Here is a 12,254-nt window from a genome sequence, read left to right as displayed (position 1 = left end):
GCCGCGCACACCGCGCGGCGGGCGTCCCGCCGCGCCAGCGGCGAGGCGGGCGTGAGCAGGCGGGACGTCACGGGCTGGATCACTCGTTGGCGAAGATGCTGCCGAGCTGGTCCATCTTCTCCAGCGCGGTGCCGGAGCCGCGCACCACGCAGGTGAGCGGGTCGTCGGCCACCACCACCGGCAGGCCGGTCTCTTCCATCAGCAGACGGTAGAGGTCGCGCAGCAGCGCGCCACCGCCGGTCAGCACCATGCCGCGCTCGGCGATGTCGGCGCCCAGTTCCGGCGGGGTCTGTTCGAGTGCGCTCTTCACCGCCGACACGATCTGGTTCAGCGGCTCGGTCAGCGCCTCGAGAATTTCGTTCGACGAAATGGTGAAGCTGCGCGGGATGCCTTCGGCCAGATTGCGGCCCTTCACTTCCATCTCCTTCACCTCGGAGCCGGGGAAGGCGGAGCCGATTTCCTTCTTGATCGCCTCGGCGGTGGTTTCGCCGATCAGCATGCCGTAGTTGCGGCGGATGTAATTGATGATGGCTTCGTCGAACTTGTCGCCGCCGACGCGCACGCTGCCGGCGTACACCATGCCGCCGAGCGAGATCACGCCGACTTCGGTGGTGCCGCCGCCGATATCGACCACCATCGAGCCGGTCGCTTCCGACACCGGCAGACCGGCGCCGATCGCGGCCGCCATCGGTTCCTCGATCAGGTACACCTGGCTGGCGCCGGCACCGAGCGCCGATTCACGGATGGCGCGGCGCTCGACCTGGGTGGAGCCGCAGGGCACGCAGATGATTATCCGCGGCGACGGCGAGAACAGGCGCGAGTCGTGCACCTTCTTGATGAACTGCTTGAGCATCTGCTCGGTCACCGTGAAGTCGGCGATCACGCCGTCCTTCATCGGCCGGATGGCAGTGATGTTGCCCGGCGTCTTGCCGAGCATCAGCTTGGCCTGCAGACCCACGGCCTGGATGGTTTTCTTGGCGTTGGGGCCGCCTTCGGTGCGGATGGCGACAACCGAAGGTTCGTCCAGCACGATGCCCTGGCCACGCACGTAGATCAGCGTGTTGGCGGTGCCGAGGTCGATGGCCAGATCATTGGAAAAATAGGAACGCAGGAAACCGAACATGGATGGTCTTATATGAAAGCGGCCGCTCAGCGGCCGGAACAGGAATCGGGTCGGGTGTGGTCAGCAGCGGTGTTGCGGCGGGCGACCCGGCGGCAGCTTTCGTCGGACCCGGGCCGCGAGTGGCGGCCGGACGTTCGGGCCAGCTGCCGGGCGGGCAGCCTGAATGGTTCATAATGATAACCCAACAGTGCATAAGCTCCTTGAACCGAAACATCTTTGCCTGCGGGTGCCCCGGCACCTGACACCCCGGATCTGCATTCCATGTCCCTGACCGACCAAGAAGTCCGCCACATTGCGAAGCTGGCGCGCATCGAACTGCCCGACGCAGAACTCGAACGCACGCGCAGCCACCTCAATTCCATGCTTGGCCTGATCGAGCAGCTGCAGGCCATCGACACCACCGGCGTCGAGCCGATGGCGCACGCCACCGAACTGGTGCTGCGCCTGCGCGAGGACCGCGTGACCGAAAGCGACCGCCGTGCCGCCTACCAGGCGGTGGCCCCGGCGGTCGAGGACGGCCTGTATCTCGTGCCCAAAGTCATCGAATGAGCGATCGTATGAGCAGCCCCGAAACCGTGAAGTCGCTGGCCGCGAAGCTGGCGGCAGGCGAAGCGTCGGCCGTCGAGCTGGCGCAGGACTACCTGGCGCGCATCCGCGCCGCCAACGCCGCGCTGAACGCCTATGTCGAACTGAACGACGAACAGACGCTGACCGAAGCCCGCGCCGCCGACGCGCTGCGCGCCGAAGGTCGGGCCGGCCTGCTGACCGGGGTGCCGATCGCGCACAAGGACATCTTCTGCCAGACCGGCTGGCACGCCCGCTGCGGCTCGAAGATGCTGGAAAGCTTCGCCGCGCCCTACGACGCTGGCCTGATCGAGCGCTCGCGCGCCGCCGGCCTGGTCACGCTGGGCCGCACGAATATGGACGAGTTCGCGATGGGCTCGACCAACGAATCGAGCTACTACGGCGCAGTGCGCAACCCGTGGAACACGGATCACGTGCCGGGCGGATCGAGCGGCGGTTCGGCCGCGGCCATCGCCGCCGGCCTGGCGCCGGCCGCCAGCGGCACCGACACCGGCGGTTCGATCCGCCAGCCGGCTGCCTTCTGCGGCATCAGCGGCATCAAGCCGACCTACGGCGTCGTGTCGCGCTGGGGCATGATCGCCTACGCCTCCAGCCTCGACCAGGGCGGTCCGATGGCGCGCACCGCCGAAGACTGCGCGCTGCTGCTGAACGCCTTCGCCGGTTTCGACGAACGAGACTCGACCAGCCTGCAGCGCCCGGCCGAGGACTACACCCGCGCGCTGGCGCAGCCGCTGGCAGGCCTGCGCATCGGCGTGCCGAAGGAATTCTTCGGCGACGGCATGTCGGCCGACGTGCGCGCTGCGGTCGAGGCCGCGCTCGCCACCTTCCGCACGCTGGGCGCGGTCACCGTCGAGGTGAGCCTGCCGCGCTCGGGCATGGCGGTGCCGGCCTACTACGTCATCGCGCCGGCGGAAGCCAGCTCCAACCTCAGCCGCTTCGACGGCGTGCGCTACGGCTACCGCGCCCCCGAGTACGGCAACCTCGACGACATGTACGCAAAGACGCGCGCCCAGGGTTTCGGCGCCGAGGTGAAGCGGCGCATCCTAATCGGCACCTACGTGCTGTCGCACGGCTACTACGACGCCTACTACCTGCAGGCGCAGAAGGTGCGCCGGCTGATCGCCGAAGATTACGAAGCGGCCTTTGCGCAGTGCGACCTCATCATGGGGCCGACGACGCCGAACACCGCGTACCGCATCGGCCAGAACGACGAAGACCCGCTGGCCATGTACCTGGGCGACATCTACACGACGTCGATCAATCTGGCCGGCCTGCCGGGCATGAGCATTCCCGCCGGCTTCGGCGCCGACGGCCTGCCGGTCGGCTTGCAGATCGTCGGCCGCTGGTTCGACGAGGCGCGCATGCTGGGCGCCGCCCACCAGTTCCAGCAGGCGACCGACTGGCACCTGCGCACACCGGAGAACTGACACGATGCAGACATTTCGCTACAGCAGCACGCAGCTGCAACTGATATTGGACCAGGCCGGCATCTACATGTGCGCCTGCCCGGCCCAGCTGGCCGCGCAGATGATGGAGCTGCGCACCCTGCACCAGTACCAGATGAACTGCATGAGCGAAATGCCTGACATGGCCGACAGCCATCGCACCATCGCCGACGCCGTTTTCCGCGCACACGCGCTGCTCGAAGAGGCGCTCGACCGCGTGCTCGACATCGAGGGCTGGGACAAGACCTCGCTGAAGATGCCGGACGGTCTGCGCAAGAAGCGGGACGAACTGCTTTGACCCTTCGTTTCGCGCTGCCGCTGATCGCGGCGCTGGCGCTGCTTGCCGCTTGCGCCCCCCTGCAACAGCCGCCGGCGCAACAGCGACCGCTGCCGCCGGCACAGACGCCGGAAGCGGGGCGTCCGAAGCCGCCGATCAAGAGCACCAAGCCGCTGCCGATTCCCGCGCGGCCGCTGCAGGCGAAGGCCGACTGCAGCTACCGCGACGACATCGGCACCGAGGGCCGGCTGCAGCTGGAAGTGAAGAATTCGAAGGTCGAACGTTTCGCCTCCGACGTGAACATGGGCAGCAAGGGTCGCTGCAGCTTCGATCTGTCGGCTTTCCGGCAGACGAGTTTCGATCACACGCCCACGCTGGTCGCCGGTGCCTGCACCATCAGCATGTGGGAACAGAAGGACGAAGTGACCGTGTCCTACCGCAACTGCGCCGCGTACTGCACGCCCGGCGCACACGATTACCTGTGGCCCACGCTGGTGAGCCGCAGGACCGGCAACTGCCGGTAAAGCACAGAGAGAAAGCACCATGAGCAGAGCGAACTGGGAAGTCGTGATCGGTCTGGAAACACATACCCAGCTGAACACGGCCTCGAAAATCTTCTCCGGCAGCTCGACCGCCTTCGGCGCCGCGCCCAACGCGCAGGCCAGCCCGGTCGACCTGGCGCTGCCCGGCGTGCTGCCGGTGATGAATCGCGCCGCCGTCGAGCGCGCCATCCGCTTCGGCCTCGCCATCGGCGCCACCGTCGCACCGCGCTCGGTGTTCGCGCGCAAGAATTACTTCTACCCCGACCTGCCGAAGGGCTATCAGATCAGCCAATACGAACTGCCGGTGGTGCAGGGCGGCACGCTGACGATACGAGTCGGCGAGGGTGACAAGGCTTACGAGAAAGTGGTACGGCTCACCCGTGCCCATCTCGAAGAAGACGCCGGCAAGAGCCTGCACGAAGATTTCCATGGCATGTCGGGCATAGACCTGAACCGCGCCGGCACGCCGCTGCTGGAAATCGTCAGCGAGCCCGACATGTCGTCCAGCGCCGAGGCGGTGGCCTATGCGCGCGCGCTGCATGCGCTGGTGCGCTGGGTCGACATCTGTGACGGCAACATGCAGGAAGGCAGCTTCCGCTGCGACGCCAACGTGAGCGTACGTCGCCCGGGCGAGCCGCTGGGCACCCGCCGTGAAATCAAGAACCTGAACAGCTTCCGCTTCCTGCAGCAGGCGATCGACTACGAAATCCAGTGGCAGATCGAACAGATCGAGGACGGCCACAAGATCCAGCAAGCCACCGTGCTGTTCGACCCGGACAGCGGTGAAACCCGCATGATGCGCAGCAAGGAAGACGCGCACGACTACCGCTACTTCCCCGACCCCGACCTGCCGCCGCTGGTGATCGCCGCCGAATGGGTGGACGAAGTGCGCCGCGCCATGCCGGAACTGCCGGCCGCGCTGGCCGCGCGCCTGCAATCGGACTACGGCCTGTCCGCCTACGACGCCGCCGGCATCACCGCCAGCCGCGAAACCGCCCAGTACTTCACCGACGCGCTCGCCATCGCCGGCGCTGCGCAGGCCACTCAGTTGGCTAAACCGCTCGCCAACTGGGTCATGGGCGAACTGGCCGCACGCCTGAACCGCGAAGAGCGCGACATCGCGCAAAGCCCGGTCAGCCCGGCCCAGCTCGCCGGCCTGGTCGCCCGCATCGCCGACAACACGATCTCGAACAGCATCGGCAAGAAGGTGTTCGACGCGCTGTGGAACGGCGAAGGCCCGGATGCCGACGCCATCATCGACGCGCAGGGCCTGAAGCAGGTGACCGACGCCTCGGCCATCGAACCCATCATCGACGAAGTGCTGGCCGCCAACCCGAAGTCGGTCGAGGAATACCGCGCCGGCAAGGAAAAGGCCTTCAACGCCCTAGTCGGCCAGGTGATGAAAGCCAGCCGAGGCAAGGCCAGCCCGGCGCAGGTGAACGAGCTGCTGAAGAAGAAGCTGGGCGGCTGACATCGGGTACACCAGGGCGCGCAAGCCGCGCCCCGCTGCCTGCCCGGTCAGGCGGACGGTGCCAGCAGCGCGTCCAGAGGGCTGCGCACGCCGCCGCCCCCGACCTTGAGCACATGCGTGTAGATCATGGTGGTCGACACGTCCGCATGGCCGAGCAGATCCTGAACCGTGCGGATGTCGTAGCCGGACTGCAGCAGGGCAGTGGCGAAGGAGTGCCGCAAAGTGTGCGGCGTCGCCGGCTTGTGCAGCCCTGACCTTTGCGCCGCGCGCTGAAAGGCCCGCTGGAAGGTCTGGTCGTACATGTGGTGACGGCGGACCACGCCACTGCGCGGATCCACCGCATGGTCCGCCTGAGGAAACACCCAGAACCAGGCCCAGGACGCATCTGCACGCGGATACTTGCGGGCAATCGCGTCCGGCATATCGACGCCGGCGCGCCCAGCGCGTCTGTCGTCGTCCCACAGCAACCGGGCACGCGCCATCTGGTCACGCAGGGGCTGCACCAGCGACTGCGGCAGCATCAGTGCGCGGTCCTTCCGCCCCTTGCCCTCACGCACGATGAGCGTGAGGCGTTCGAAATCGACATCCTTCACCCGCAGGCACAGGCCCTCCGTCAGCCGCATGCCGGTCCCATAGAGCAACTGCGCAAACAGGCGGTGCTCGCCGTCCAGCCGCTCGAAGACGCGTTTCACCTCTTCGGGCGACAGCACAACAGGTAAACGGCGCGTCGTACGCGGCCGACCGATCTCGCTCATCCACGGCAGGTCGATGCCGAGTACATGCCTGTAAAGAAAGAGCAGCGCCGACAGCGCCTGCTTGTGCGTCGACACCGCGACACTGCGCTCATTGGCCAGCCAGGACAGAAAAGCCTCGATCTCGACCCGCCCCATCGTGGCCGGGTGACGCAGCCGGTGAAACCTGATGAAGGCCCTCACCCAATACACATATGTCTTTTCGGTGCTTATGGTGTAATGAAGATAGCGAACCCGCTCGCGCAGTTGATCGAGCAAGCGAACCGATTTCAGGGGCGGAAGTGAAGGGGTGAGGTTTTTCATCGCCGTTTAATGCTGTATGAATATACAGCATAGGCAGCTGAAACCGTTATGGCAAGGCCGTTTCCCTGCCATCACCCTGGCCTGTTTATCCGGCAGCCTCCGTAGTTATGGCGCAAAACTGCGCCAGAAAACAAAGTTGAACGTCACCGGTTCTTCGTGTTTCTGGCGGGCGGTCCGAGTCGGCGTCCGTCACCCGAGCCAGCGACTGCAGCGGTCAGCGAAAGCGGTCGCCGCGCACTCCGAGCACGCGTGAGGTCGCCCCTTGTCGCGCCATGCCCGTGTGCTAGTGTTTCGGGGCATTGAGGGCGGCAGGCCGTAGCGAGCGCCGCTGGCCTGGATCAGTTCAGATCAACTATGAGGGGCAAGGGCTTCGTCATGCACAACGAGTCTTCGCTGACGGTCTCGGTGTCGTCCAACACTGCGTTCGAGCGGACCGCCCAAAGCTGCGCTTTGGGTGCCCTGCGCGGCTGCGCCGCTCCGGCGTCCGCACAACTACGACGTTGAACGTCACCGGTTCTTTAGGTTTCAGGCGGGCGGTCCAAGTCGACGTTCCGCGCCCGAGCAGGCACCTGCCACGATCGTTGCAAAGTGCCGGCGCGGCACTCCGAGCTTGAGTGAGCTCGCCCCTTGTTGCGCCATGCCCTTGTGCTAGTGTTTCGGGGCATTGAGGGTAGCAGGCCGTAGCGGGCGCCGCTTGCCTGGTTCAGTTCAAATCAATTGTGAGGGGCAAGGGCTTCGTCATGCGCAACGTGCCTTCGCTGACGGTCTCGGTGCCGTCCAACACTGCGTTCGAGCGGACCGCCCAAAGCTGCGCTTTGGGTTCCCTGCGCGGCTGCGCCGCTCCGGCGTCCGCACAACTACGACGTTGAGCATCATGACAACTTCTCCGCGCACACTCAGTGAGTCTGAATTCGGGGCGACCTTTATTCCGCCCATGAATGACGTAACTAACAACGCTGAAGAAGTCATAGATTTGTGGGGCTACGCTGAACCCGCGCTACGTCAGGAATTCCCAGAGGTATGTTCCTGCGACTGGAACGTCAAGCACATCTACGAGTCGAGCAACGGCGCGTTCCAGCACGTACTGATTCCAACGCACAAAAGCAACCTATATCTCGTCGTTGTCATCGACAAGTTGCTCCGGCAGGTTCTCGGACATCATATGCTCGACCTAGGCGAAAAATATGGAGTCGCAAGGTGACGCCCAACCCGGCGCTCAACCTCGCTCCCTTCGGTCGCTGGACGCTGCGCGATAAAGCCGCGCAGCGCCGGTTAGCTCTACGTTGAACGTCACCGGTTCTTCGTGTTCCTGGCGGGCGGTCCAAGTCGGCGTCCAGCGCCCGAGCCAGCGTCTGCAGCGGTCAGCGAGAGTGGTCGCTGCGCACTCCGCTCACGCGTGAGGTCGCCCCTTGTCGCGCCATGCCCTTGTGCTAGTGTTTCGGGGCATTGAGGGCAGCAGGCCCTAGCGGGCGCCGCTGGCCTGGTTCAGTTCAAATCAATTGTGAGGGGCAAGGGCTTTGTCATGCGCAACGTGCCTTCGCTGACGGTCTCGGTGTCGTCCAACACTGCGTTCGAGCGGACCGCCCAAAGCTGCGCTTTGGGTGCCCTGCGCGGCTGCGCCGCTCCGGCGTCCGCACAACTACGACGTTATGCGTCTTGACCTCAGCTCCCTTCTGCCGGCTGGCAAGCACGACACTGCGAAAGCCGAAGCCATTGTCACTTTGGGTTACCCGGAAGTCGAGCCAATCCTTCCGTCGCTTCTTGAGTGGGTCCAAGATCTCAATTGGCCTGTGGCAAGCGTGCTATGTCCGTTTTTGGCATCTATCGGCACTCCGCTTGCACCACATATCCGCCGCATCCTTCAAACAAACGATGACACCTGGAAATATTCGCTTCTTGCCGGCATAGTGGCCGAGTCTGCCCCTCTTGCCGACGAGCTTAGTTCAGAACTCCAGAGACTTGTGTCGTTTCCAACTGCAGGCGAACGTGAAGAAGAGTTGAATATTCATGCCCATGAAATAATCATGCGCCATGGCAGCGAAGACGCATAACCCTGCAATCAACCGGACCTGCGCGAAAAGCCGCGCAGTCCGGTTATTTCCACGTTAGGCGCCGCCAATCACAACAACAACTACATCTACATGAGTGAGATCTACATAAGTACCGACGTTGAGACTGACGGGCCAATCCCAGGTCCTCATTCCATGTTGAGCTTCGGCTCTGCTGCGTATACGGCAGACAAGAAGCTCGTCTCAACGTTCTCCGCGAACCTCGAAACACTGGATGGAGCAACGCCTCATCCAAAGACAGCCGAATGGTGGGCCACGCAACCAGAGGCATGGGCAGCATGCAGAAAGGACTTGCAGAAACCAGAAAGTGCAATGCGCGCCTACGTCGACTGGATCAAGTCGCTTAAAGGAAAGCCTGTATTTGTCGCCTATCCGGCGGGCTTCGACTTCCTATTCGTCTACTGGTATCTCATTCGCTTTGTCGGGGAGAGCCCGTTCAGCCACTCAGCGCTAGATATGAAGTCCTATGCAATGGCAGTGCTGAAGACTGAGTATCGAGAAAGTACCAAGCGCAACATGCCAAAACAGTGGTTCGACAAGTTTCCTCACACGCACGTTGCGCTTGATGATGCGATTGAACAAGGAGCATTGTTCTGCAACATGCTCAAAGCAAATCATGCGAAGAGCGGCGCCTAACCCTTCCATTGAGAGGACCCGCCCCGGCAAGCCGGGTCGGGCCTCTCATGTCAAACGTTAGACAGCATCGCGAATGGGCACAAACGCCGAACTTCTACGGGCTCTGTATCCTCCTCCAAAAGGGGACTACCGGGTTCGCACGCTCCCCACAGAGAGTTTGGCCAAGACGTCAAGCAACAGGCTTGACTTCAGAAACTGCAGGTTTAGTGCGCTCACCCGAGTTCTGATTGAAGATGCCGACTTTTCCAATTCTTCAAGCATGGAGAGAGGCACGGGCATCACTATCTCCAGCAGCGTTATTCGGCGCTCTCTGTTTGATTCGTCAGGGCCATTCTCGCGGCTGGGAGGTTCGTTCGAGAACTGCAATTTCATCAAGATTCGCGCCAAGAAAAGCCACGTCACAGGTCTGTTTGTCTCTTGCACGTTCGAGAGTACTGACTTCTCTGGCGCTATGTTTGTTGGTAACTTCGAAGACTGCACTTTTAGCAACTGCAGTTTGAACGTCGACGCATTCACGGCCGGTTTCAAAGACTGCACTTTTGTTGATTGCACTCTTCCTTCATGGCTTGGCGAAGATGCATCGACTCTTCCGGCCCAGAGGAAAACCACCTTTTCGGTGAAGTCCGGCAAGGTTTACTTCAACGAATACACCAAGTTCCACAATGAGCCATCCATTGTCTAACCCTGCAGTCGAGCGGGACAGCCACAAGCTGCGCTTGTGGTTCCCTCCGCTTCGCTCCGGCTGCCCCTCACTTCCACGTTGAGCGTCATGAACACGATCGCTGAAGCACTTGCCGACGTCGAACACGCTTTTCGCCACCTTGAATTCGCCATCAAGTTGATGTGCTACTGCGAAGGTGGCCACCTCGATCTCGAGACCTTTGACGCAGATACCACGATCCTTCTGAAGACAGAGAACGTGGGCTTCCCTACGAAACATTTCAGCTCGAACGAGGCTGTCATTCCCGCCAGCCAGGCACTTATCGGCATGGCCTTCGGAACATCGGCAATGGTGCTCGAAGCTGCGTTCGCGGTAGCTGGCCTGTCACGCAAACCAAAGTCGAGGCTACCTGCCGATGAGCTGCGTACGTTGGTCTATATGGTCCGCTGCGCGTTTGCTCACAATCCGGCGCTACCTCTCTGGGAGGCAAGAGGGCCAGAGTACGCGCGCATCGTCTCGCTCGCGCTGCAGGGCTCACAGTTTTCAATCGATCTGAGTTCCTTGCACGGTCAGCCCTTCGACTACGAGCACATCGGAGGCTTTGCAAACTGGTTCAAGATCAAGAACGAGTCTGTGGCGCTTCTGCAATGACGCCCAACCCTTCCATCGAGAGGACCAGTCCCGGCAAGCCGGGCCTGGCCTCTCATGTCAAACGTTGAACGTCACCGGTTCTTTAGGTTTCAGGCGGGCGGTCCAAGTCGACGTTCCGCGCCCGAGCAGGCACCTGCCACGATCGTTGCAAAGTGCCGGCGCGGCACTCCGAGCTTGAGTGAGCTCGCCCCTTGTTGCGCCATGCCCTTGTGCTAGTGTTTCGGGGCATTGAGGGTAGCAGGCCGTAGCGGGCGCCGCTTGCCTGGTTCAGTTCAAATCAATTGTGAGGGGCAAGGGCTTCGTCATGCGCAACGTGCCTTCGCTGACGGTCTCGGTGCCGTCCAACACTGCGTTCGAGCGGACCGCCCAAAGCTGCGCTTTGGGTTCCCTGCGCGGCTGCGCCGCTCCGGCGTCCGCACAACTACGACGTTATGCCGCAAACCCCGACGCGCTGAACGAGAGAGGGATGCCGAATTCATGAATATGGACGCACTCTGGACTGCTTACGCCCGTGCCGGCTATGTCTTTTTGGTTCTCATTTGGCTTGTTGTCGGTGGTATCGCGGCATTGTGGTGGGTGCCCGCTCTCCTTGCTCAACCGAAGCCCATCCCTTGGACGCTTGGTGCAACTTGCCTACTGATGCAGTGGGTTCTCGTGTTCAATCAATGGCCGCGCGTCGGCGCACGACGCTTTTTTCGTGAATCGAGGTTCTTGAAGTTTGAAATCTTTCTTCTTCTCTTGGTCAGCGGCTCTTTTGCATTGGGTTTTGCACTTGCTGCATAACCTGGCGCTCAACACGGACCGCCCAAAAGCTGCGCTTTTGGGTTCCCTTCGCGCTGCGCGCTCCGGCGGCCGGTTAGCTCCACGTTAAAGCGCATGCAAGTCGACTCCGAGACTTTCCGAGGCAGAATTCCTAGTAGCCCTGGATGGTCGGAAAACGCCTTTCGCTACTGCGAGTTCGTCCAAATCGAAGACGACGGCCCCCATGTAGATTCCATGTTCCTTGATTGCAGCTTCGTTGACTGCGACTTCTACTGGGGCTTGTTCAACTTGGCTGTCTTTATCAGTGTCAAGTTCAGGAACACGAAGTTCCGGGGCTGCACATTCGCCGACTGTCGTTTTGTCGAATGTGAGTTTGAGAACTGCGAGTTCGCGGTCGACAGCTTTGGCAAGGGCTGCTCGTTCAGCGGTTCGCGGTGGTACGCGTGTTCACAGCAAGGAACCGTAGGTTTAGAGCAGGAGACGGCCAATGCGCTTTAACTTGTCGTTCCATCGGACCGCCTGCGGCGGCCGCTGACCTTTACGTTAGATGTCATGCCAAACCACTGCTGCGACCAAATGCGAAAGCAAATTGACAACAAATGCAGTGAGCACTCATCGCCCTATGAATGCGCTGATTGTCTGGTCGATTACTCCCCCGTGTTTAATGAATACGGATTGATCATTCATGATGGGGGCTCAAGTTCCATCTCCATAGAATGGTGTCCCTGGTGTGGGGCGCGGCTACCCGAATCGCTCCGCGACCGTTGGTTTGATGAGCTTGAATCACTCGGCTTCGACAACCCGTTCGAGCAGGACATTCCGATGAAATACAAAACCAACGAGTGGTATAGCATCTAACATGGCGATCAACCTCGCTCCCTTCGGTCGCTGGACTGCCGCAAGCGGCGGCCGGTTAGCTCTACGTTGAGGCTGTAGAAAAACCCCCTTCCCACCCTCGCCCGTTCACATGCCGTTGT

15 protein-coding genes are annotated in these 12,254 nt (G+C 62.0%); 13 read left to right on the top strand and 2 right to left on the bottom strand.

Going from position 1 to position 12,254, the window contains the following annotated elements:
* Positions 1–79 precede the first annotated feature (79 nt).
* Positions 80–1,123, bottom strand: a complete 1,044-nt coding sequence (locus tag IV112_RS18750) for a rod shape-determining protein (protein WP_019915967.1) — start codon at positions 1,121–1,123, stop codon at positions 80–82.
* Positions 1,124–1,384: 261 nt separating this feature from the next.
* Here IV112_RS18750 and gatC point away from each other — a divergent pair, with 261 nt between their 5' ends.
* Genes gatC through gatB form a run of 5 tightly spaced genes read left to right on the top strand, consistent with a single transcriptional unit; the run spans position 1,385 to position 5,443 of the window.
* Positions 1,385–1,672 carry an Asp-tRNA(Asn)/Glu-tRNA(Gln) amidotransferase subunit GatC gene (gatC, locus tag IV112_RS18745; protein ID WP_020162876.1) on the top strand — a complete coding sequence of 96 codons (288 nt, stop codon included), beginning with the start codon at positions 1,385–1,387 and terminating at the stop codon, positions 1,670–1,672.
* Between the two features lie 8 nt (positions 1,673–1,680).
* The gene (gatA, locus tag IV112_RS18740) at positions 1,681–3,135 is read left to right on the top strand and encodes an Asp-tRNA(Asn)/Glu-tRNA(Gln) amidotransferase subunit GatA (RefSeq protein WP_296807550.1); all 1,455 of its coding nucleotides are present in this window, start codon (positions 1,681–1,683) and stop codon (positions 3,133–3,135) included.
* 4 nt (positions 3,136–3,139) lie between these two features.
* Positions 3,140–3,451: a hypothetical protein gene (locus tag IV112_RS18735; RefSeq protein ID WP_020162874.1), complete on the top strand. Its 312-nt coding sequence runs from the start codon at positions 3,140–3,142 to the stop codon at positions 3,449–3,451.
* Complete coding sequence (locus IV112_RS18730) at positions 3,448–3,954, top strand: hypothetical protein (RefSeq protein ID WP_304006087.1); 507 nt, start codon at positions 3,448–3,450, stop codon at positions 3,952–3,954. Before IV112_RS18735 ends, IV112_RS18730 begins: the two co-directional genes overlap by 4 nt.
* Positions 3,955–3,973: 19 nt before the next feature.
* A complete protein-coding gene (gene gatB, locus IV112_RS18725) occupies positions 3,974–5,443 on the top strand; it encodes an Asp-tRNA(Asn)/Glu-tRNA(Gln) amidotransferase subunit GatB (protein WP_304006085.1) in 1,470 nt (489 codons plus the stop codon).
* 47 nt (positions 5,444–5,490) lie between these two features.
* Here the strand turns inward: gatB and IV112_RS18720 are convergent, their stop codons facing one another.
* Positions 5,491–6,498: an integron integrase gene (locus IV112_RS18720; RefSeq protein WP_304006082.1), complete on the bottom strand. Its 1,008-nt coding sequence runs from the start codon at positions 6,496–6,498 to the stop codon at positions 5,491–5,493.
* Between the two features lie 874 nt (positions 6,499–7,372).
* Between IV112_RS18720 and IV112_RS18715 the strand changes: the two genes are divergently transcribed.
* From IV112_RS18715 to IV112_RS21580, 8 genes are all read left to right on the top strand, one after another.
* Positions 7,373–7,699 carry a hypothetical protein gene (locus IV112_RS18715; RefSeq protein ID WP_304006080.1) on the top strand — a complete coding sequence of 109 codons (327 nt, stop codon included), beginning with the start codon at positions 7,373–7,375 and terminating at the stop codon, positions 7,697–7,699.
* 448 nt (positions 7,700–8,147) lie between these two features.
* The gene (locus IV112_RS18710; RefSeq protein ID WP_304006077.1) at positions 8,148–8,549 is read left to right on the top strand and encodes a DUF5071 domain-containing protein; all 402 of its coding nucleotides are present in this window, start codon (positions 8,148–8,150) and stop codon (positions 8,547–8,549) included.
* A 90-nt stretch (positions 8,550–8,639) separates the two neighbouring features.
* Positions 8,640–9,203: a 3'-5' exoribonuclease domain-containing protein gene (locus tag IV112_RS18705; protein WP_304006075.1), complete on the top strand. Its 564-nt coding sequence runs from the start codon at positions 8,640–8,642 to the stop codon at positions 9,201–9,203.
* Positions 9,204–9,276: 73 nt separating this feature from the next.
* Positions 9,277–9,885: a hypothetical protein gene (locus IV112_RS18700; RefSeq protein WP_304006073.1), complete on the top strand. Its 609-nt coding sequence runs from the start codon at positions 9,277–9,279 to the stop codon at positions 9,883–9,885.
* An 87-nt stretch (positions 9,886–9,972) separates the two neighbouring features.
* On the top strand, positions 9,973–10,515 hold the full coding sequence (locus IV112_RS18695) for a hypothetical protein (protein ID WP_304006070.1): 543 nt from the start codon (positions 9,973–9,975) through the stop codon (positions 10,513–10,515).
* Between the two features lie 477 nt (positions 10,516–10,992).
* On the top strand, positions 10,993–11,298 hold the full coding sequence (locus IV112_RS18690; protein WP_304006067.1) for a hypothetical protein: 306 nt from the start codon (positions 10,993–10,995) through the stop codon (positions 11,296–11,298).
* Positions 11,299–11,391: 93 nt separating this feature from the next.
* A complete protein-coding gene (locus tag IV112_RS21535; RefSeq protein WP_368500644.1) occupies positions 11,392–11,775 on the top strand; it encodes a pentapeptide repeat-containing protein in 384 nt (127 codons plus the stop codon).
* A gap of 54 nt (positions 11,776–11,829) precedes the next feature.
* Positions 11,830–12,135, top strand: a complete 306-nt coding sequence (locus IV112_RS21580) for a DUF6980 family protein (RefSeq protein WP_438362264.1) — start codon at positions 11,830–11,832, stop codon at positions 12,133–12,135.
* Positions 12,136–12,254 lie beyond the last annotated feature (119 nt).

Source organism: Methyloversatilis discipulorum, assembly GCF_018780585.1.
GTDB lineage: Bacteria > Pseudomonadota > Gammaproteobacteria > Burkholderiales > Rhodocyclaceae > Methyloversatilis > Methyloversatilis discipulorum_B.
This window is presented reverse-complemented; position numbering and strand designations above follow the sequence as displayed.